Raw genomic sequence first — 22,331 nt, forward strand, 5'->3', positions numbered from 1 at the left:
GGTGCGAGCATGAACAACGCAAGTTTTGGAGTCATACAAAACAACATAGCTCTAAAACCTGTGCCCCCTTTACGAAAGCGTCTTTAACGTTTTGGAGTCATACAAAACAACATAGCTCTAAAACTGCTGATGTTGCTCATGATCCAAGATTTAAGTTTTGGAGTCATACAAAACAACATAGCTCTAAAACTCTCGCTTGGTTTTAATGTCGTTGTGGAAGGTTTTGGAGTCATACAAAACAACATAGCTCTAAAACATTCAAAGTAACACTATTTGCTGTTACGTTTGTTTTGGAGTCATACAAAACAACATAGCTCTAAAACATGACGTAAAAGAAATCATCGATGAATACGGTTTTGGAGTCATACAAAACAACATAGCTCTAAAACCTCACTTTGACATCTAACGAAGCATACTTGGTTTTGGAGTCATACAAAACAACATAGCTCTAAAACTTGATCAGCCTTCTGATTGACATAAGACATGTTTTGGAGTCATACAAAACAACATAGCTCTAAAACGCTAAACCATCAACAGCATCATTGACCATTGTTTTGGAGTCATACAAAACAACATAGCTCTAAAACACCTTATTTCCCTTTGCATCTTGTAAATTTGTTTTGGAGTCATACAAAACAACATAGCTCTAAAACTACGATATAGGCATTACGCTTGGGCAATATGTTTTGGAGTCATACAAAACAACATAGCTCTAAAACATCATATGGGTTTCTTGGTGGGTTATAACTGTTTTGGAGTCATACAAAACAACATAGCTCTAAAACATCAACACAAACAGCGCGATAGCTCCTTTGGTTTTGGAGTCATACAAAACAACATAGCTCTAAAACACAGTTGCCTTAATGTCTGTCGTGCCAGTAGTTTTGGAGTCATACAAAACAACATAGCTCTAAAACTTTTGTGCGTCGCTACTGTCAACTTTAGGTGTTTTGGAGTCATACAAAACAACATAGCTCTAAAACCGTGGTCATCGAATGATGGCTAATGGTGGTCGTTTTGGAGTCATACAAAACAACATAGCTCTAAAACTTCCAGAAAATTGTAGCTGAAATTCTCTCGGTTTTGGAGTCATACAAAACAACATAGCTCTAAAACTATTGGGTTAGTTATCGAAGGCAAAGGGAAGTTTTGGAGTCATACAAAACAACATAGCTCTAAAACAGTCAAGGCGTTACAAGAAACAGACGCTTAGTTTTGGAGTCATACAAAACAACATAGCTCTAAAACTTACCGATTTGAACATATGCACTTTGAGGTGTTTTGGAGTCATACAAAACAACATAGCTCTAAAACGCTATCTAGTTACCGTTATTGTGCTTGCGCGTTTTGGAGTCATACAAAACAACATAGCTCTAAAACAAAGGTGAGAGCTTAGCCACAATCGTCGGTGTTTTGGAGTCATACAAAACAACATAGCTCTAAAACCTCAAATGCAAAAAATGGCACAGTGGTTTCGTAATCGCGCTACTAATTCTAGCAAAATTTTCGCTTTCTATGACTCCGAAGAGCTATTCAAATACTCTAAATAATAATCACTATCTAAAATATACTGCGGTAAGTCATACAACTTACTTGGCTCAAGGAATATGACATTCAAATTGCACAGTTCAATGTACTCAAGTAAGCTTCTTATTTGTTTTTCTGTCAAATAAGCACCAACATTTAAGAAAACTAATAATTTTTTCTTACTTAAGTATTTGAAAATTTGCACTATCTCATAACATTTTTCGTAAACCGATGACATCGTCGTTTCGATTTTTACACCCATCGCCTTTATCAATTCTAGCAGTGTGATCTCATCATACTCAAGATCTAACTCATTTTCTAAACATTCACTCGAAATAATATTTGCTATCTCCACTGCTAATAACTCAAGTCTGGCTTTAACTTCCTCTTTTTCACCAAATTGTCTTTCCAGATCCGCATAAACTAATTTCAAAATAGCTGGAGTATTGACATTATACCCTAGAATATCTGAAACTAGCATTAATTGGCTCTCTTTAAGTGGTGAAAAATCATCCAAAGCTAACTTCAACGGGCTCGATTCATTATAGCTATACAATAACCTCGCAAGATCACTGAAGGTTTCTGTATCTTCGATCGCTAAGATCAAAGTTTTATCAAATTCGATCATGCCATCTAATAATGGAAAATTAATTTTCATAGCTCTTCCCCCAGAAAAACTACCCTTTTATCTGTATTAGCAATTGACGGGTCACTTGTTCCACTAAGATATATCATCCTTGAAAATTGCTTTTCTGTGACCGTCAGAACGGTTACCTTACCCGATGGCGGTTTATTTTTAGTTAATCGATCCAGTATCGACCTCTTAGCGGAGCCATTAAGCAACAACTTACTGTAAACAGAATATTGGTGCATCAGAAAGCCTTCCGATAATAAAAATTTGCGAAAGCGCCGGTAGTTTTTCCGGTCTTCTGCAGTTTCAGTCGGTAGATCAAACATCAACAACATACGCATATACCTATAACCCATATTTAAATATAGGAACCTCCTCGCTTTTTTTATTCAAAGCTTGGATCACTTTACGGGTATACTCTTCAACAATATTGGTCAAAAACATTTCTTTACCATTGAAATAATATGTCTCTGAAAAAATTTGCAGTAAGCAGTATTTGATCGATTTGAAATCCAGCTCTTTATTTTGAAAAACAATATCATCGATTATCGGTCTAAAAGGCTCCATAATATCACTCGCCAAGTTGAATTGATTGAACTGATTGACGTGCTTTAGACCTAACTGCGTCAAACATCCATTTTTAACGATCTCACGTGCTACCATACTTAAGAGCAGTGTATACCCATAATCTAAACCGGCGTTGATCGGATTTTTGATATCACGTGTAAAGCCCGTACCAAATAAAGTATTGAAGTAAACTTTAGCCGCATGTCCTTCACGATTTGTTTTATCAAAAATAGTCAGATCTGCACAATAATCCAATAATTTTTGCGAATTTTTTTCAAAATCATGTTTATGCAAACATACACTTTGATTGATCAATTTCTGAGAAATTATCTCAGTCCACAACACTTTCTTATTTTCAGCATCCCACATCATTTGTTTGTCGATCTGCAAACTTGAATCATGCTTACCATAAAATGGTAACAACTGTGCCGTGGGCATTCGTTTATCATCACAAAAGATCACTAGAACATTTTCATCGATCAAACGCTTAGTCAACATTGTACTCAATAAAATATCCGTTGTTTCAAGGATCAAAATATCGATCTCTGACAGATGGATCATCTCGGTTTCAAACGGGGTACGATAAACGAGATGATTATTTTGATACGACAACTTCGAGTGCTTGTTGACAATAACTGTACGCCAGCCCATTATAATTTACCTAGATCGATCCTTGTTTCATATAACCCCGTTTTTGACTGATAGATCAATGTTCCATTGAGCAAACTTCCTGCCGAATTATATCGTTTCCGTGGAATATTTTCGCCAAAGAATTTGAAATCGCTCGCAGCACCATCAGCTGTATATCTCAAGAGCTCAACAAAGTTCTTACCCAATTCCATTGGGGTAGCATCTTGATTTTCTTCGTATAAGCGTCTGATCTTTTCTGAATTTTTAGATGCAACAACATACTTATCCGCAAACTCCATGATCTTATCAAATAATTCTTTAAATTCAGCTTTATGATCCTCTAATTTTTGCTCTCCATCTTTTGCATTGACCCAATAGAGCAACTCTACTAGATGCCGTGGCAAGATCAATTCATTTGCTTTTTGAAATTCCTTGAAACTTGCTAGATAACGACGACGACCTTCTGGATCTTCAAGCAGACTATACTTAGGCAAAATAAAACTATTTGTGACGTTTGTATACCCACGACTAGCTAAATATGCAGTTGGATCAGCCTCATATTTCTTACTATCTATGATCGGAATATTTACTAAAGTTTTCACTTTCTTTGTTTTGCCTTTTTTGACTTCATCTGCAGTGATCAAAACCGCATAACTTTCTACCGCTTTGGCATAGCCACCATATTTAACTGGATCGAGCCCTTCTTTTCGTGGCAGTAGCTTACCTGAATCACTCTTAGGTACCAACATTTCATCAGAAAAGCCACCGGTTTGGCGTTCAGCTTTGCGAACTTTATTAACTTGTGCCCGATATAAATAACGCTTGATCGTTGGGAGATCACGTGCTTTATCCCAGAAAGGATATACTTCATTCTCCTTTAAGAAATATAAAACGTTAGCATATAATGTATTTTTAGCCGTAGCTTTGCCTAAACCTTTAAACTTAGTTTTGCGGTACTTACCATAGACAAATTCTGGCTCCAATTCAGGATATTTTGCCATGATCAAATTAGCTACAATAGCATTAAGATAAGCATCGTGAGCATGATGTAAATTATTGAGCGCTCTTACTTTGCGCAGTTTGAATTCGCTCCTAAATTGCGAAGCTAACTGAGCTTTTAGAGTAACGATCGCAATTTTTTCATCAAGTTCAACACCATTTCCATCATAATTTAGTCGTTGGTCTAAGAGCTGTGCCACATATTTAGTGATCTGCCGTGTTTCGACCAATTGGCGTTCGATAAAACGTTCTTTTAGTTTTTCATTCAATCCGCCATGAAGATTACGCCGTAGATTGTCATATTTTTTGTTGGTCATAGCTCCAGCATCTAACAATTTTTTCCAGAAACTTCCCATCTTTTGGATCACGGCTTCACTTGGCAGACCATTAGTCTTACGGACATTTTCTTTTTTGATCGTTAAGACCTTATTTTCGATCGAATCATCTTTCAAAAAGCTCTGCGGAATAATATGGTCAACATCATAAAACTGCAAATGGTCATAGTCTAGAGGCGCTCCGGTATACATATCACGTCCATTTTGTAAGCAATACAAGTACTTTCTTTCATCACTCAATTCAGCATTACTTGGCAATTTTTTAGGTAATTCATTAGCATCTTTTAAATTTTTCACGATCTGTTGCACTCGATCTTCACGTTTCCGTGTCCCATGCGTTTTCTGGGTTTCACGTGCCATTTCGACTACAATACTTTTAGGCTTGTATCCCATGACTTTGATGATCTCATCAACGATCTCTAAACTCTGTAAGATCCCCTTCTTAATAGCTGGACTTCCAGGCAATTCCTGTACAGTTTTAGCCAAAGTTTCCTCTTTTTCGATCACTTGGGCATTTTTGATCGTTTCCTTGAATGAATAGGTATCATCATTGATCAATTGCATGAAATTTTGACTGTAATCTTCAGTCATCAAACAATCTAAGATCGTCTTATGTGTCTTTTTGTCATAGATACCATCCAACAGCTTAGCTGAAAGGCGCCCCCACCCCGTATATTTTTTCCGACTCAATTTACGTAATATATCTTCGCCTAAAAAGTCACGATAGTTTTCTAAGCGACGTTTGATCAATTTGCGTCCTTCAAAGATAGTTAGAGTCTTGATGATATCTTCCCACTTTTCACTATTTACTTCATCATTTAAAAGTTCTGGCGCAACACCCATATCAACTAAATCTTTATAGGTTCCGTAAGAAGCGTTGAATTTTCCGTTGTCCAACCCTTTCAAAGCTTGGATCCTGATGGCTGGCATAACAACTTTCAGATGCTTAATAACCATTTTTTCACTTACTTTTCGGTCTAATTTAAAAAGTTCAAAGATCGAGCGCTTGGTTTGGGCATCAAAATACTTAGCCTCACCATTTTCAGTCACATATCTGACACCAGCTAACTCATTAAAGATAGTGTATCTCTCATATAATAAACTATGCTTAGGCAAAACTGGCTCAGTCGGTAGATATAGATCGTTGATCGTCATGCGTTTAATGAAATCTTCAGCTGAAGTCTCCTTGTCGATCATTTCATCAAAGTTATATGGTGTTATTTTTCCTTCACCAGCTCGGGTCAACCATGCAAATTTACTGTTTCCGCGCGCTAAAGGCCCAACATAATACGGGATTCGGAAGTTTAAGATCTTTTCAAACTTATCTTTATTTTCACGTAAGAAAGGATAGTATTTACCTTGATTTTCAACTATTGCCACTAGTTCTTTTAAATGGACTTGATGCGGGATCGCACCATTATCAAATGTTCTTTGTTTTCGCAAATAATTATTAGCATCGATCTTTTGTAAGATCTCTTCTGTCTCAGGGATCCCCTTCAAAGTCTTCTTAGTATACTTATAGAAATCTTCTTCACTTACTTTGCCATCAATATATCCCGCATAACCACTGATCTTAGGTTCACTGAAAAAGTCATGACATTTCTCAGGAAGATATTTTTTAAAGACTCGTTTCAATTCAATTAGGTCTTTTTGATGTTCTTCATAGCGTTCGATCATCGCTTGTGAGAAAACAGTCTTTGTTTGCGTATCTTTTACATCTAAAATACTTGCCAAAATAGCTGCATCATACACTTTCTTAGCAGCAACAAAGATATCTAAATATTGATCACCAGCTTCAGCTAATAAGTCATTTAAATCATCTTCGTATGTGTCCTTTCCAAACGATAATTTATGTTCTTCATCGGTCCCTAGCACTTTCTTGAAGCTACCCATATTGCCGACCATCATCTTGAATAATTGATGAGCTAGTTGATTTTTCTTAGCCCCACTAAGTTTCAACAGTTCTTCAGATTTTTTTGTTTTTGAGAATGTATTATCTTTGAAGATATCAGCAACATCTAGCTTACCCAAATTTTCATCACTATTCTCATTTAGAGTTTCACTGAACTCCGCAAATACTTTGTTGATATCAGTAGTTCTTAGATCAATTTCACCTTCCAGTAAGAAATTTCCCCGATACTTGATAATATGTGCTAAAGCCAAATAAACCAATCTTAGATCAGCTGGTCGATCATTATTAGCTAGTTCACTGCGTAAGTGATAGATCGTCTTATGTGTATCATGATACAGTAATTCTTCTTCACGCTTTCCAAAGATAGGATATACATCATACTTCTTATCTTCAGCCACCAGTGAACTTTCTTCTAGTCGATAAAAGAAATTAGGATCGACTTTAGCCAATGCTGGTGCAAAGATCTCTTGTAAATAGCGCAAACGATTTTTCCGCCGAGTATAGCGTCGGCGAGCCCCGCGCTTCAAACGAGTATCAGCTGCCGTCTGTCCTTCATTGAACAGTAAAACTCCCAGCATGTTTTTCTTGATCGTTTTTTTAGATGTATCCCCAAAAACTTTCATCTTTTTGGTAGGAACTTTATAATCATCAGTAACTACAGCATGTCCCACTGAGTTTGTCCCAATATCCAACCCAATACTATAATCTTTTTTCAGCATATTACTTCCCATCCCTTCATTTTTATGCTATTATTACTAGTGGAGTTATACAAAACAACATTAGCAAAGTTAAAATAAGGTTTAATCCGTAATCAACAAGTTTTATCTTGGGCGCGCCGTTTCGGCGCTTTTTTTGTTTTGTAAAACTTCTTATTTACTTCTCCCCTATTTTACTATTTTTAGTAAATAAAACCTAATAATATCACTTCATTTAAACAGATTTTTTTAGCAACCTTTTTTATCTTAAATATCAAGCTGATCATCTCAACAATTTTACATATTTTTAGTCTTGATAAGTATATTACTAGCCAAAATTATTAAGCCCACCGTACTTTTTACGGTCACACAAAAAACACCTTGATCCTTTTGGTAGAATCGAGGCGCTAAACAACATAACTCTAAAATAAATAAAGCAGATAAAGACATTTAATCTGCAAAATAATCTTTCAACTGTTTTTCTACTTTCCTTATCTTCCTAACAAAATTCTCGTAGCTATCGACCTGTTGTGGAACATAAAATTTATAAGTAAATAAATTCCCACCTAGCCCTTCTAGTGTTTCTAGTTGTTGCCACGTTTGGTCATAACTTGTTGTCGGTTGCAAAAAGCCCGCCTGCATCGTAGAACTTTGACTTTTATTTATAATATGCAAATAAGTGATGAGCTGATTATAATCATTCACTGTATCAAGCTCAAACTTATATTTTGTATCGATCGGAATATTTTCCACGATAAAATCTGGATATCGATGATGATTTCTAGAGTCTCTAAATAGGTATAATGTCTCTAGCTTCCTCTCCATACCATAGTGTTTCCATTTTGTTATCGTTGCAATATATTCCTCCCATAGCCAAGCAATATCTACAATGATTCCATAAAATTTTTTATTATTATCTCCCACTCCATTTTCCTTTAAGATCTGGATACATAATTTCTGTAGTGAGATATATTCACTAAAATAATTATGTCGAATCTCATTTCTAATATTTTTTTGTAAAACAGACATAGTTTGCACTTTAGAGTAGCTTGGGGTCGCCTGCCGTATCAGCGAAACATTCTTACGTGTTTCAACTTTTGAATTTATCAAATTCGGTAAGCGTTCACTAACTTTTTCTAATGCATGTCGTACCAGCTGCATTAAATCATTATCATAACTGAGTTCACTTACTTGATACGCAATTTGACCTGAAAAGGGAATATTCCTTTTGAGCTGTTTTGAAATGTTGATCCGGCCTCGAAAATCAGCATTATTGTAGTTTCGCTTTACGTATTCTTTATACGGTCCTTTTTGCATCGCAATATTCATATAATATGGAAATAGTAGTAATAGTAAATTGTAGTAAGGTTTTTTTTCGGAACTTCCTTGAAAACTATCGATGATACTATAATTTAAGACTTTTTCCAACATGTAGGTCAAAAAATAATCATCGTCAGCATACTCACTAAATCTAGATTTGATCACAACATTTTGTTTCCCATCACTCAAAAAACCGACTAGATTTCCTGTTGTCGTTTTACCATTGATCGCTGAAAAGATCGTTGTATCACTTTTAGCTATACTTGGTGGAAACACTAGAAAATCTTCATTCTCCAATTCACGCAAGGAACGTCCTACTAATTTTGAAGCTAGCTCATTTCCTAACAAATCAATATCAAATTCACGATTATCATATAATACTATCATTCATCTACTCCAGCAAAATATGCTCTACCTAGAAAAGCTAATTTTTCACTTGCTTTATGATCCCCTCTAAAATAGTCATTTAATAATGGACATAATTTGGTTTCCCATAAATGTTCTAATGTTTCTTCACCAATATCAAGTTTCAAAAAATAACTAGCACCGATCTGATAGTCTTTGGTGAGCCCAACTTCTGGAGCAATGATCGCAGCATTCAGGTGTGAAAGTATTTCCTTGATAGTATCATTTGCTAGCATATTTTCAGCTGAAATTTGCGCTGTGATCTCTAAAAAAGTAAAACGACGCCTCATCGCAAAATCAAACGTATCAACTGAACGGTCAATATCGTTCATTGTTCCAATAATATATACATTCTCTGGTACATAGAACTTTTCTGTTGGATCAGCATGTAAATTAGCATATTGCGTATAAACTCCATCTTTATGACCACAATACTCAGGATCGATAGAGAAAAATAACTCACCAAAAACTCTAGCTATCTCACTACGATTGATCTCATCAATAATAAATACATAAGTACTATCTAAGTCATTTAAGGCTTGTTCAACAAAACGTTTAAAACTTCCAGATTTTAATTCGAAGCTCACAACTCCCCCAATGGTACTCGCTGGACGCAATCCTTCGACAAAATCGGTGTAATCATAACTCGGATGGAATTGTACGAAGCCTAGCTGCCGTCGCTGTGTTTCAGTTAGATTATTTATATTATTCACTTTTCCATTAGAAATCAGTTCAGCTGCGATATTTTTAGCTAAATACGTTTTTCACGTTCCAGGAGCTCCATGTAAAATAATATTTTTGCTTGCTAATAATTGTTCACAATAATCACTTATTTTTCTATTATTATTTTCCTTGAGTACATATTCATGATAATCCCACAAAATAACACTTAGATGATAACCATCCAATTATGGAAAGCGCTCCATCATCACCGTCAATCCATGATTTTGGTGATAGACCCAGCCTTCCTTTTTGGGGGTATATAATTTTTTCCAGATTTTATCATTATCTAAATTCATATTAATTCCTACATACGTATTTTCAGCTGAATAGGCACATAATAATTTAGTAATGATAGCTGGTCGTGTAAAAAATGAATTTTTACTACTAAATTCTTCACTATCAAAATCTTTTTTTATACCTGCTTCAAGGATCGCAATTAAATCTGCTTTTAGCTTTGTAAATTCTGCTTCAAGTTCAGAAACTGGAATCGGTTGATTACGTTTATTACAATAAACTTGCTTCTCTTTATTCCAATAGATACCAAACTTATTTGCGCTGCCACCCCTGATCCCTAAGTGTAGATCACGATATTTTCCAGCTTCGATCTCATAGCACAGTGACTTGTTAGCCGGACCTCTACCGATAACATATTCGTCTAATTCCATTGTTTTGATCCTGTCAAGTGGCCATTCTTTCAAAAATTCTTTTGCCAACTGCATATTTTGTTTCTTCCATGCCTCTGCTCGTTTTAACAGTGCTGATTTATTTTCAAAATACCAATCCGAAAAGTGTTTTATATCGATTTTTACCATCCTGTCACCCCATCGTTTTTATATAGCATACAATAAGCTTAGTAGCCGATGCACCTAAAACGCATATAAATTTAGACAAAAAAGTTCCATTAGAAAATTTTTCTAATTTCTTAAAAAGCATCTCAATAGTTAGATAGTGACTCTAACAATTAAGATGCTTCATATTAATCTAGTACTGAAAATTTTAGACAGTTATATTTTGGCTTAACGTAGTGTATAATTATAATTGAATTATGTATTACGTTAATGAAAAAACATGGAATCATACAAAACTGAAATCTTGCTAGGATAAGTAGCGCGATTACGAAACCAAAACGACATTTTTTTGCATTTGAGGTTTTAGAGCTATGTTGTTTTGTATGACTCCAAAACAAAATCTACGCCAGACGATCTACAAACATCGTTTTAGAGCTATGTTGTTTTGTATGACTCCAAAACGCCAGCCCAGCCAGTGACCCACTCTTCATGGTTTTAGAGCTATGTTGTTTTGTATGACTCCAAAACCGAAGGTTTTCTACATGATAGTGTGCAGCCGGTTTTAGAGCTATGTTGTTTTGTATGACTCCAAAACATCAAATCCGGCTTGATAAAGATCATCGTAGTTTTAGAGCTATGTTGTTTTGTATGACTCCAAAACCTTATCAAGACATCATAAACCAAACAGTCTGTTTTAGAGCTATGTTGTTTTGTATGACTCCAAAACTTCGCATATGCACAAAGAAGATTAACTAAAGTTTTAGAGCTATGTTGTTTTGTATGACTCCAAAACTGAGCACTTGCTTTGCCATTACCAATCATTGTTTTAGAGCTATGTTGTTTTGTATGACTCCAAAACTGTGGAAGAAGAAGGCGGAGCTAACCCACCGTTTTAGAGCTATGTTGTTTTGTATGACTCCAAAACAAGCGAAGAGATTGGCGAAGAGCGTCAATAGTTTTTTTGCATGACTCCATAAATGAGTTAGTGCACTAGAACATACTGAATTATTTTAGAACTATTATTTAACGGCTTGATTCTTTTAGCAGAATCAAGTTGTTTTTTGTGTAATCACAAAAATAATATGATGGTGTTTTGAAAAATCTTATGTTGTATCCTACAAATAAAAACTAGCATGTTGACCTCTGTAATACTTGATAGACAGCAAAAAAGCGCCTAATCAATAGGCGCTACGTACTTACCTGTTAGCACACTTCCATTTTTCCAATCCTTTAAATACCAGGACAACACTTGCAATCACTAATAAACTAACTAAAATATTAACGACTAAGTTCACTTCAGCAGAAGGCATCAACTTAGCAATAAACAAACTATAAAAATACTGCGTGATAAAAATAGCAACTACAATGGCAATACTCATTTTATCTTTCATGTTCAGGAGCCTCCTTGTGATCACAAAGACAGTAACCGTTTACAATTCAATTATACACTATAACTTAGTGACTTTGATATAACTTTCCGTCAAACGATAATTTCCACTCAGGATCATAAAAGCAGGCTTCATTCGGATACATTATCTTTTGTAGCCCAAACGCTTGCAACAACGCCTCCCCCTTAGCGATCACTTGCTGATACTTCTCCAAACTGATATCGCCTCGCTGCAACTGTAATTCCAAAAATCCTGTGTGGATATACATGTGACATTTATGACAGATCGAGACATACCCGGTCAATGTTTGGGTCAAATTAATGAAATCATATTCATATTGCTCGTGGAGTTCAAGCCAGTCTCCAGCAGTATGACTGACATATCGTTGGCAGATCATGCAGTGATTATCGGCTAACAAGCGGTACTGTCTTTTCAACTTATCCCACTCGAACTGTCCCATGATCGTTCGTGGATTCACATAATGCACTGCCGGTGGAACTGGGGGTTGTGTCAATACCTTGATCATATTGATATCTAATTGCTCATCCATCTTTATCCTTCTTAGAAATGTTGCCGTACATTCCTTCTCTAACTTCAAAATATCTTTAAGTCTTAGCTTTCCGACTGTCACTTAAGATATGCTCCTGTGTATGCGTCCCCTCTATCAATTCATCTTGTAAAGTAACTTTTTCAAACGGTAATAAATTGGAATCATTTAGCAAAAGTTCCACATCTTTAAGAGTCAATTTAATTCCATCGTCTCAAATGATCAGGGCATTACTAAACCATAGATATCAGCAATTCGTTCTTTACCAACATACATCATTGCATCGATCTTTTGAATAAATTCTTTTTTATCATAATACTTTTCTTCTGGCATTGTATTATCCCAGCTTCCAAGATGTTGACCTTATTTTGGACTTCTCTATCTAAGTTTTCAAGTAAGATGAATTGACTTTAGCCAAATAATCTCAGACACTAAATATAACTTTATTTATGCACATAAAGACACCATGCCATCGCGATAACATGGTGTCTGATCAGTATATTAATTGTCGATCTCAGGTGCTTGGTCTAACTCTGCACTTACCATCCAGATCTTCTTTTCAATATCAGTCTTGAAGCCGATAAAAATATCTTGCGTGCTGTGATCTTGTTCTTGATCACTAACTTCGATACCCTTTTGATATAATGCTTCGAGATAACGGTAGCCTTCTAGTAATTTACGTAAATGTTCTTGGATCGTCTTGTCATAGCTGCCAGGTTCATCTTCGATCTTCGTGTGGTCAGCCATTTCACGTAGGGTTGAATATGGGGCGCCATCAAGGATGATCAGGCGTTCTGAGATCACATCGAGTTGGTCATTGATCTCATCCATAAATTCATCCATCAATGGGTGTAACTTCAAAAAGTTGGTTCCACGCATGTACCAATGTGTTTGGTGAATGATCATTGACATTTGGCTCAAATCTGCAACAAGTTGGTTCAAAACTTTCTTTGTTTCTCCATACTTCATGTAAAATTCCTCCCAAGATAAATTAGAATGTTCCTACATTATTTACTATAACATTAATTTATCAGAAATTCTAAGAATTGAACTGAACCCTTCTAGACCTTATGATAACTGCAATTTTTATCACTTCCCTGTGCAGCTAAAAATTAAGTATGGTACTTGGTCGAAAGTCTCTCTAGAGTATTGTATCCCTTGGTACCATTTTCTCTATGATTTTTATACGCATCATATTCCTATCTTCTCTGCTACAATATTGAAATAGTAGCAACCATCTGGATTATCTATAGTCCCGTGTTCGTTGAACGTCAAAAAGTGATCTAAAAGGACTTTCTCTCTAAAGCGAGTATATGCAAATTCTGAGAAAGAAGTATTAGTAGGATCTATGCTGTTCCCCCATATTTCTTCCATCACTCTACAGTCTATCTTATACTTATACCCTAAATATTTATGTTTACCCACTCTAACTCCTCACTCATCCTAGTCAATTTTCCTACAAATATTTTATTACACCCCGTATATAGGTTTCCACTTTAAAATTCATTTTCACTAAAATTCGAAAAATAGCATCAAGAAATCACTAAAAAACAAAAGATTTTGACTATATGATTTCCTTCAGTCTCTGCCAAACCACGCAAAAATGTTACACCTTATGATAACTGCGATTTTTATTACTTCCCTGTGCCACTAAAAGACCCAAGCTTACAAATTTAGCTAAATGCTTGCGAGCTGTTGCTACTGATTTTTGGATCGATTTAGCGGTTACCGTAGTGTTTATACTTTCATGCTCCGTCAAATACTTGGTCACCAACACATATGTTTTAGCTTCACTATCCGTTAGCCCTTTAGGAATATCAATTTTTTGTTCTAAATCACTATTTACATTTAGATAACTTTTCAACGTTTTTAAAATGATCGCTAACATAAATTCAATAAATCTATTTGAGTTAGTTTCCTGATCGACTTGTTCTAAGACTTTATAATAGTCACGCTGATTTTCATAGATCATCGTCTCAATCGGGATCCAAGCAAAGATTGGATCCCGATTAGCCAAGATCACTGTTTGCCACAAACTCCCCATTCGTCCATTCCCATCTGCAAAAGGATGGATCGTTTCGATCTCATAGTGAAAAACACAACTTTTGATAAGCTCAGGCGTATTGTCATTTTTCCCCAAGTAAATAGGTCATCCATCAGTGTTTGAAGATATTGCGGTCTAGCTCCCATATGCACGACATTGCCCATCTCATCAAATATCCCAACATCTCGACTGCGATACTTTCCAGCTTCGTTTACGATCCCAGCTGTCAAAAGGCGATGGGCTTTTAAAAAATCTTTTTGCCGATATGGATCTAAGGTCAAAATTTCTTCGTAAGCATCATACGCATTTTTGACCTCGCGTATCTCTTTAGGATCACCTAAGACACGTTTACCATCAATAATATCTGTAACTTGTTTTTCAGTAAGTGAATTATTTTCGATCGCAAGTGACGCATGGATCGACTTGATCCGATTTTCTTTTTGCAACTTCAAATCACTTTTAACGCGAAATTCTATGATCCCCAGTATCCTTGGGATCTCGATCACTTGATGAAACATCGTATTTGTCAATGTAAATGGTGGTTTCACTGTAATTCCCCCAAAGTTTTTCTTCAATTATAATTTATCGCTCAGCTTACAAGCGATAAAAGCCCTATGCCAGGCATCCCCTGATCATAGAGCTTCTTGTGAAATATTTTATTTTGTCAGTGCCACATCGACCCAGAGATCGTTATCTTTATTTGGATCTAAGGACATATTCTTAACATGCTTGGTGACTGAGATCGTATCATGAGTGAAGGCGATCGGGACGACGAAAGCTTCTTTATCCATGTAAGCTTGCCACTTGTGGAATTGCTTCAAACGATATTTCTCGTCAAATGCCTTATCTGATTTTAGCGAATTGATCAATTCCGTGTTTTCCTTAGTCACAAAATGCCCATTGTTATAAGCTGAAGTGACTGTGTATGAATTAGCGATATCGGTCGGTTCTGGTGTAACGCCCCAAGCTCCAAACCATAAGTCATAATCTGTTGAGCCACTAGATAGCTTTTCGACCATCGTGTTGAACTCTTGGAAACGTCCATTTAATAACTTAACGTGCACGCCTAGTTCTTTCCACTGTTGGATGTAGTTTTTGATGGTCTCTTCTTGGCTCTTACTTGAATCGTCAGCCATTAAAGTCAAGGTCAACTTTTTGCCATTAGGTTTTGTCCGATAGCTATCCTTTTGTAATTTATAACCCGCATCATCTAATAATTTCTTAGCTTTTTTCATATCTAGCTTATAGCCTTTGACTTCTTTAGCATTCCATTTACCAAATACATCGGGGACAACTGTATTCGCCCGATATGATAATCCTGAACTGAATTTTTTAGTGACTTGTTCAACATTCATTGCGTAGGCCATCGCTTGTCTTAAAGCACGATCACTACTTGGAGTATGCTTATCCATGACATTATTACCATCTTTATCGAGCTTACCGACTCTAAAGCCCATGTAAGAGTAGTAGTAAGTTTTCTTTCCCAATTGAACGAGATCTTTATCCTTTTTGAGTGCGTTATAGATCTGCGGTGACTGTGCTAGCATAACATCAAATTTACCAGCTTTGATCGCTACTACGGCTTTACTATTATCGATCGTCTCAACTATGATCTTAGCGATATGTGGTTTCTTGTAGTAATAAGTATTTGGCACCCATTCGATCGATTCACCTTGGACCAGTTTCTTGATTTTAAATGGTCCGTAAAATAATGGCTTTTTCCGTAGCTTATCACTTGCTACTAGATCTTTCATTGCGACATTTTTTAGGTAATGGTAAGGTTCAGCCGATTCTAAAATATAGCCCGAACCGGTAGTCGTCATTGTCGGTTTCATCTTTTTAAAATGAATAACTAAGGTCTTATCATCTTTTTCTTCCAAGCCTGAGATCTTGTCAGCAGTCCCGTTGTGGTATTCTCGCATACCCTCGATGTTTTCTAACTCTTCACTATAATGTGACGAACCCACCGCTTTATTAGCTACGATCTCATAGGCAAAACTTAGATCGCGTGCGACTACTGGATGTCCATCCGACCATTTGGCGCGCTTTGAGATCTTGACTGTAGCGGTCTTATTCTTACGGTCAAAACTGATATCAGCTAACCCACCACGCTTGAATTCATTATTGGGGTCGATCTTAAATAAGCTGACCATCCCAAACTGCGCAAGTTCTAAGGTCGGTCCATCATCGGCGATCTCCGGCGAAAAGATCCCCTTGAACGCTCCATTATTGATATAGCCTACACGCAATGTCCCGCCTTTTTTAGCCTTTTTTGGATTCTTATACTCCATCTTCAAACTGTCAGCTTGCACTTGCCATAAAGGTTCACTGATCCAAAAAATCATCATTCCCAACAATAAAATCGCTACTTTACCTAACTTTGCTTTATTCATGGTAATTCCTCCCCAAAAGCCACATACTACGACAACATCATTCCATAATTTAAAGTCACCTCTCTTCTTTTTCCGAAATTATAATCCTATCTCATATCAATTTCAACAGAAATTAATCATTTCAATAACTTTTATATTATGATTTTTAAAGATAAATTGTTTGATAATTTATCAAAAGGCTGTGGCATGTCCCAATATAGCTAATAAGAGAGCCCACCACGACACAAAATACGCATCATGGTGAGCCCTCTCACCCACTCTTAAAAAGCTTATTTAGTTTTTAGGCACAAATTTAAATTTTGTCCACGGTTTGACAAAATCTAACAGCATCAATTCTTCTGGCGGGATATTGCCAACTAAATTCTTGCGCGGATCACTGTGCGGTTCTAAAACGATCTGGAGCTCATTTTTATACTTGCTAAAGTTATCATTGCCGATCACCACATCGCCTCTTTGAAATTCTTTGGTATTATCGTGAGCTGGATTAGCCTGCTCAGCGTATTTTACGCACACCATCGTCGACCGGATCGCACTGGCTGTGATATCGCCCCGCCGGAAGTGCTTCGGGTAGGTTACGATCTTTTTTTCAAGCTCAGTTGCTTGCAGTACAAACTCGATCCCTAAACTCAATTTATAGCGATCGACTGCAGCCAACTGTTTTAATTCTTCATCCGAAGCATAAGCATTGCCGATGATCGGTGGTGTGACCCAAGGTGGCATTACCGTAGCCACAGGGACCCAGCCAAAGCTCGTTGCAAAATAAGCTGTTGTAACACAGACCATTGGAGTTACGATAATAAGATAGCCGCCTTAGCCTTTTGGATCTGCAAAGGTTTAGTCCTAAATATCACAGGCTTTACTTCGAGCAAACCTGTAGCAAGATTTGCTTTTAGCGTACTAAAATAGCTCTAACATTTCTTCTGATCTACCACAATGGATATAGATCTAGTCCAAAAAATTCTTTACCGTAATAGCCGATCGCTTCAGCTAAAAACATCCCACAAAAAACCATCAATATAGGTGTACCGACCAAAATAGCGATCACCCAGTAATATTTGCGTGCAACTAAGCAAAAAAGGGCGACAAACTCGATCCCAAAAGCTTCTAACACCGTACTAACGGGTAAAACCATGAAAAAATACTAGTGCTACAATGATCGCGACTTTTGGAAATACAGTATTTTCTTCCCATATTTCAAGTATGTCCCTCTTCCCCTTTCACGACACATCGCTACACTATAATTATACAATGCTAAAGGAGTGCGAAATAATGTGACCAGTGCCGGATAGATAACAAAAAGAGCACCATGATTCCTTTCATCGTGGTGCTCTTTTCATTATTTAGACACAGATCTATTATTCAAACATCCGCTTAGCTGCGCGTAACAAGACCCGTGGATCCTTGTCATAACGCGGTGTCTTGACTAACTGGCTTTCTGGGATACCAGCGAAGTGATAGGCTGCGATCTCACCGGAACGAACAGCACTTTGTTCGGTAAAGACCATCTGATATGGTTGTTCTACAAATTCACCCGTAAAGGCTAAGTTCGTCGAGTGAGTTGGAATAACTTCTGGCCGATCGCTCTTAGCACGGTTATTGAACAAAGCAGAAGCATATGGCATGTAAACAGGAATACAATTGATCACACTATCCATGATCGCTGCTTCTTTTTCTTTGATATTGACAGGACCGGGATCGACCTTAGAAAGTTGCCCGATCAGTTCTTGTAGCATCTCTTTACCGGTCATCTTGATGTATTGCTTATCGACAAATTCACCCCGCCGTCTTGGGTAAAGGAAGTAACCCCATAAGACGGTCTCATTTGGCTTTTGCGTCGTAAAGTGCGGTTGATGGTGAACGACGATCGACATGTTGACATCTTCGTGGCCTAGTGGCGTGATCGGCTCGGTTGATAGAAATGAATTGAGCGCATTGCCCGGTAATTGGGTCGTGATCCGAGTGATCTCATTTAACAACAGGTGATCTTTGGTCGTCAAAGTAAAGCTGACCCATTCTGAAGCATTCCGATCAGCAAAGAATTTATCGGGATTACCCAAATTATAGAAATGTTGGGTCGCTTGCTTCCACAGTGATGAAGCAGCCCCATAGTCCATATTTTCCGGGGCAGGTGTATTGAAGTCACCCAAGCTAGCCGAGTCTGTGATCGAACCATTCGTAAAGAAGACAGCGGTATCGGAATCGATCGTGACATGTTTTTTCTCATTTGTCGCCGTATCTAAGATCTCCAAGCCAGTGACCGTGATCTCATCTTGCATCGAAGTCTCTTTGAAATCAAAAGCTTCGACCCGACTATTCATCACAAACTTGCAACCTTGACCTTCGAGGTATTTGATCAAAGGCAACATGATGCTTTCAAATTGATTATAACGTGTCCGATTGACCCCAACTAAGTGTTCGATCTGAGTAAATTCATAGATCATTTGATGCATGTAACGCCGTAATTCTTGCGCTGATGATTCGACACGAAAGGCAAAGGTCGTCTCCCACATATACCAGAAATTTGTTTGGAACATATGTGGATCATCTTTAAAGTATTCAGCGATCGAAACATTGTCCAATTCTTCTTCCTTATCATCAGGCAACATGATCAAACGAGTCAACAACATGCGGTCTAAATTATTCAGTCCTAGTTTGTGACCATCAATGATCCCTTTGCCCCCTTGCATCAACCGTGCTTTATCAAAGGTCCGGTGTTTGCTATCAAAATCACGCGTATCTTCAGCCGCTGTCATGCCAGGCTCTGTTACTGAAGGGATCCGATCCAACAAGTCCATCAGATCAACATAAGTCCGATAATTCAACATTCGACCCCCCCGTGCAACATAGCCCTTGGTGTTTTCCATTGGATGGTTCTTGTTCCAATACTGTTCAGCGGCTACTGAGGCGGCAGCACCATCATTTGCTCCATGTAGATCAAGGGCATAAAAAGTGATGTCTTCGCCGCGCCAGTGACCCTCTTGGATCAGATAAACAGCGGCAGCCATATTAGCAATACCAGCACCGATCATTACTGCTTTATTCTTTAACATAACATATCACCCCATCTATCAAATTTCATCTCCATTATAGTTCTCTTGCAGTAAAAATACAGATAAAGACACTCAAAAAAGCGACAAAAGTCTTATTTTGTCGCAAATGATCACTCAGTTCAAAAACTGCTTTAATTTTTACCAAATTCTATTAAAATATCACCTAAAAGTTGCGTTCCATCCCCAAAATCCTGAAGGCGAATATGCTCATTAGGGCTGTGCACTTGGCTTCCAGCATAAGACACCCCTAAGATCACGATCGGTAAATTCAGTTCATTGCCAAAGATCTCAGCGGGACCTCCACCGGCTGAATTAGGCAGATACTTAGTTTGTTTTCCGTAGTGCTTTTTGGCCTTAGCAAGGACTAATTTGATGAAAGGATCACTCATCGGGGAACGATAACCATTTTCACCGAGACGATATCTGACTTTCAGATCAGCAAAGCCATTTTTATCTAAATGTTCTTGGATCAACTGGGCGATCTTTCTAGGGTCTTGCGAAGGCGTCAACCGACAATCTAATTTTGCCGAAGCCATATGTGGGATCACGGTTTTGACACCTTTACCTTGGTAGCCAGCAGTCAAACCATTGATCGTCATCGTCGGCTCATTGACTAACGCTACTTTATGCTCGGCTTTGACGGTCCGTCTCAAACCAGCCCGACTGATTGCCACATCTAAATCAAAATCATAGGCGAAGACCGCTTCTTCTTCGGCCTTACTCAACGGTTCGACATCATCATAAAAGCCTTCGACTAAAACTTTACCGGTATCATCACGCAAAGTAGCTAAACCACGAACTAAACGCCAAGCAGCATTTTCAGCATATGAAGCTAACGATGAATGCAGATCGATATCAGCTGTTGTCGTTTCGACATCAAAGACCGTAATCCCCCGCATACCACCGACGATCTGATAATTGTCGACGTAGTTTTTGCCACCGCCTTCCCAAATACACGCATCTGCGGCTAGTTTAGCTTTGTTTTCTTTAACGATCTGTTCGACATGTAAACTGCCGATCTCTTCTTCACCTTCAACAAAAAATTTCACGTTGACAGGCAAACCACCATTTGCCTGAAAATATTTAACTAAAACTAAGCGTGAGATCAGCTCGCCTTTATTATCGGAAGCTCCTCTGGCATAAAGTTTTTCCTCCCTGATCGTCGGTTCAAAAGGATCACTTTCCCATTTCTCCAAGGGTTCTGGTGGCTGAACATCATAGTGCTGATAAAACAAGATCGTTTTAGTCGGATCATTACCAGTAAATTCAGCAAAGATAGCTGGCGCATGTTCCGGACTCCCTAATTTTTCCACCCGAGCTGCCCCTAACTCATTAAAAACTTTCACCAGATACTCTGCCGTCTCGGGGATCTCTTTTTGCTGGGCTGAGATCGAACGCAAACGCAACAGCTCAAAATAGTCCGGTAAATGTTTTAACGCAAATTTACGTAAATTTTCTTTCATATTGCTCACTTCCTTTAGAAAATCACTTCATTTTTTTCTAAAGTATATTTAATATATTTTTCGTTGTCAATCAAAAAAGGCACTTCTGACAAGCGCCCCACTAGCTTAATTTTTCCTAACTCGCAGACGTTTCAAAATAACATCTAGGATCATGTATACACCAAACATCACAACGATCATTATAACTATGTTTATCCCGATCTCAAGCCAAGTATCATTAGGTAAATACCAAATCAAAAACAAATCACAAATAATATAACCGATCACGTTATACAAGATCTCCTTGTCAGCTTTCATAGTTCCCCCCTTATTGTGATAGCGCATCCATATCTAATCTTATTATAACATAATTATTGACCCCAACGTTGTAACCATTGACATCACAACCCCAGCAAAGTATAGTTGACTATATTGAAGTCATATTTAAAGAGGTGATATTCATGCAGATCTCAAGCCGTTTTACGATCGCTATGCACATTTTAACTTATATCGCTACTGCTCCAGCAGAAGAAAAAGTGACCAGTGAGATCTTAGCTGATAGTATCCAAGTCAATCCTGTGATCATCCGCAATATCTTGTCGCAGTTAAAAAAAGCAGACTTGATCACTGTCAAACGTGGGCAAGGTGGCGCAACGATCATTAAGCCGTTTGACCAACTGAGTTTATTTGATGTCTATCGAGCTGTCGATAGCGTTAAAGATGGAGTTCTTTTTAGTTTTCATGAGAATCCTAACCCAAACTGTCCTGTCGGGCGTAACATCCATAACATTTTGGATGATAAATTGCTTCGCGTCCAACAAGCGATGGAAAATGAACTAAAGGCGATCACATTAGCTGAAGTTTTACAAGATGCCGATAAGTATCTCGCTAACAAATAGATAATGAGAAGACCGCTATCTATGTAATAGAAATGT

At 37.5% G+C, this 22,331-nt stretch carries 18 protein-coding genes, 2 pseudogenes and 2 CRISPR repeat arrays (1 of these 22 cut by a window edge); of the genes and pseudogenes, 1 reads left to right on the forward strand and 19 read right to left on the reverse strand.

The window, feature by feature from the left end; genetic code table 11:
- Positions 1 to 1,446: a CRISPR direct-repeat array (repeat unit 36 nt; unit sequence GTTTTGGAGTCATACAAAACAACATAGCTCTAAAAC) (it extends 243 nt beyond the left edge of the window).
- Positions 1,447 to 1,513: 67 nt separating this feature from the next.
- The 19 genes and pseudogenes from csn2 to GSR62_RS05580 all read right to left on the reverse strand — a co-directional run bounded on the left by csn2 (position 1,514) and on the right by GSR62_RS05580 (position 21,714).
- A complete protein-coding gene (gene csn2, locus GSR62_RS05495) occupies positions 1,514 to 2,185 on the reverse strand; it encodes a type II-A CRISPR-associated protein Csn2 (protein WP_035448152.1) in 672 nt (223 codons plus the stop codon).
- Positions 2,182 to 2,514: a CRISPR-associated endonuclease Cas2 gene (gene cas2 / locus GSR62_RS05500; RefSeq protein WP_010689167.1), complete on the reverse strand. Its 333-nt coding sequence runs from the start codon at positions 2,512 to 2,514 to the stop codon at positions 2,182 to 2,184. Before cas2 ends, csn2 begins: the two co-directional genes overlap by 4 nt.
- Positions 2,504 to 3,379 carry a type II CRISPR-associated endonuclease Cas1 gene (cas1, locus tag GSR62_RS05505; RefSeq protein WP_029507329.1) on the reverse strand — a complete coding sequence of 292 codons (876 nt, stop codon included), beginning with the start codon at positions 3,377 to 3,379 and terminating at the stop codon, positions 2,504 to 2,506. The genes cas2 and cas1 overlap by 11 nt, the downstream gene beginning before the upstream one ends.
- A complete protein-coding gene (gene cas9 / locus GSR62_RS05510) occupies positions 3,376 to 7,317 on the reverse strand; it encodes a type II CRISPR RNA-guided endonuclease Cas9 (protein ID WP_066024110.1) in 3,942 nt (1,313 codons plus the stop codon). Before cas9 ends, cas1 begins: the two co-directional genes overlap by 4 nt.
- A 429-nt stretch (positions 7,318 to 7,746) precedes the next feature.
- A complete protein-coding gene (locus GSR62_RS05515) occupies positions 7,747 to 9,003 on the reverse strand; it encodes a 5-methylcytosine restriction system specificity protein McrC (RefSeq protein WP_066023980.1) in 1,257 nt (418 codons plus the stop codon).
- Positions 9,000 to 9,863, reverse strand: a pseudogene (locus GSR62_RS05520) (McrB family protein); the annotation flags it as partial. The gene GSR62_RS05515 and the pseudogene GSR62_RS05520, both read right to left, overlap by 4 nt.
- 66 nt (positions 9,864 to 9,929) lie before the next feature.
- The gene (locus tag GSR62_RS05525; protein ID WP_136344380.1) at positions 9,930 to 10,556 is read right to left on the reverse strand and encodes a hypothetical protein; all 627 of its coding nucleotides are present in this window, start codon (positions 10,554 to 10,556) and stop codon (positions 9,930 to 9,932) included.
- Positions 10,557 to 10,892: 336 nt separating this feature from the next.
- Positions 10,893 to 11,457: a CRISPR direct-repeat array (repeat unit 36 nt; unit sequence GTTTTAGAGCTATGTTGTTTTGTATGACTCCAAAAC).
- A 271-nt stretch (positions 11,458 to 11,728) separates the two neighbouring features.
- The gene (locus tag GSR62_RS05530; RefSeq protein WP_035448146.1) at positions 11,729 to 11,923 is read right to left on the reverse strand and encodes a hypothetical protein; all 195 of its coding nucleotides are present in this window, start codon (positions 11,921 to 11,923) and stop codon (positions 11,729 to 11,731) included.
- 64 nt (positions 11,924 to 11,987) lie between these two features.
- A complete protein-coding gene (locus tag GSR62_RS05535) occupies positions 11,988 to 12,470 on the reverse strand; it encodes a hypothetical protein (protein ID WP_066023981.1) in 483 nt (160 codons plus the stop codon).
- Positions 12,471 to 12,525: 55 nt separating this feature from the next.
- A complete protein-coding gene (locus GSR62_RS05540) occupies positions 12,526 to 12,666 on the reverse strand; it encodes a hypothetical protein (protein WP_010689173.1) in 141 nt (46 codons plus the stop codon).
- A gap of 302 nt (positions 12,667 to 12,968) precedes the next feature.
- The gene (locus tag GSR62_RS05545; RefSeq protein ID WP_066023982.1) at positions 12,969 to 13,436 is read right to left on the reverse strand and encodes a Dps family protein; all 468 of its coding nucleotides are present in this window, start codon (positions 13,434 to 13,436) and stop codon (positions 12,969 to 12,971) included.
- Positions 13,437 to 14,073: 637 nt separating this feature from the next.
- Positions 14,074 to 14,577: a Fic family protein gene (locus GSR62_RS09530; protein ID WP_225362239.1), complete on the reverse strand. Its 504-nt coding sequence runs from the start codon at positions 14,575 to 14,577 to the stop codon at positions 14,074 to 14,076.
- A complete protein-coding gene (locus GSR62_RS09535; protein ID WP_225362240.1) occupies positions 14,487 to 15,059 on the reverse strand; it encodes a Fic family protein in 573 nt (190 codons plus the stop codon). Before GSR62_RS09535 ends, GSR62_RS09530 begins: the two co-directional genes overlap by 91 nt.
- A 108-nt stretch (positions 15,060 to 15,167) precedes the next feature.
- A complete protein-coding gene (locus GSR62_RS05555; RefSeq protein WP_066023983.1) occupies positions 15,168 to 16,904 on the reverse strand; it encodes an ABC transporter substrate-binding protein in 1,737 nt (578 codons plus the stop codon).
- Positions 16,905 to 17,177: 273 nt separating this feature from the next.
- A pseudogene (locus GSR62_RS05560) lies at positions 17,178 to 17,600 on the reverse strand (phospho-sugar glycosidase domain-containing protein); the annotation flags it as partial.
- A gap of 229 nt (positions 17,601 to 17,829) precedes the next feature.
- Positions 17,830 to 18,036, reverse strand: coding sequence for a hypothetical protein (locus GSR62_RS05565; protein WP_035448137.1), 207 nt, complete (start codon positions 18,034 to 18,036; stop codon positions 17,830 to 17,832).
- Positions 18,037 to 18,259: 223 nt separating this feature from the next.
- Positions 18,260 to 19,954, reverse strand: a complete 1,695-nt coding sequence (locus tag GSR62_RS05570; protein WP_035448136.1) for an oleate hydratase — start codon at positions 19,952 to 19,954, stop codon at positions 18,260 to 18,262.
- A 131-nt stretch (positions 19,955 to 20,085) separates the two neighbouring features.
- Positions 20,086 to 21,417: a M20/M25/M40 family metallo-hydrolase gene (locus GSR62_RS05575; protein ID WP_035448135.1), complete on the reverse strand. Its 1,332-nt coding sequence runs from the start codon at positions 21,415 to 21,417 to the stop codon at positions 20,086 to 20,088.
- A gap of 105 nt (positions 21,418 to 21,522) precedes the next feature.
- Positions 21,523 to 21,714, reverse strand: a complete 192-nt coding sequence (locus GSR62_RS05580) for a DUF6007 family protein (RefSeq protein ID WP_035448133.1) — start codon at positions 21,712 to 21,714, stop codon at positions 21,523 to 21,525.
- A gap of 143 nt (positions 21,715 to 21,857) precedes the next feature.
- Between GSR62_RS05580 and GSR62_RS05585 the strand changes: the two genes are divergently transcribed.
- Entirely contained in the window at positions 21,858 to 22,295 is a 438-nt protein-coding gene (locus tag GSR62_RS05585) for an Rrf2 family transcriptional regulator (RefSeq protein WP_035448130.1), read from the forward strand.
- The last annotated feature ends 36 nt before the right edge of the window (positions 22,296 to 22,331 follow it).

Origin of the sequence: Ligilactobacillus animalis (assembly GCF_009933595.1) — a bacterium.
Lineage (GTDB): Bacteria > Bacillota > Bacilli > Lactobacillales > Lactobacillaceae > Ligilactobacillus > Ligilactobacillus animalis.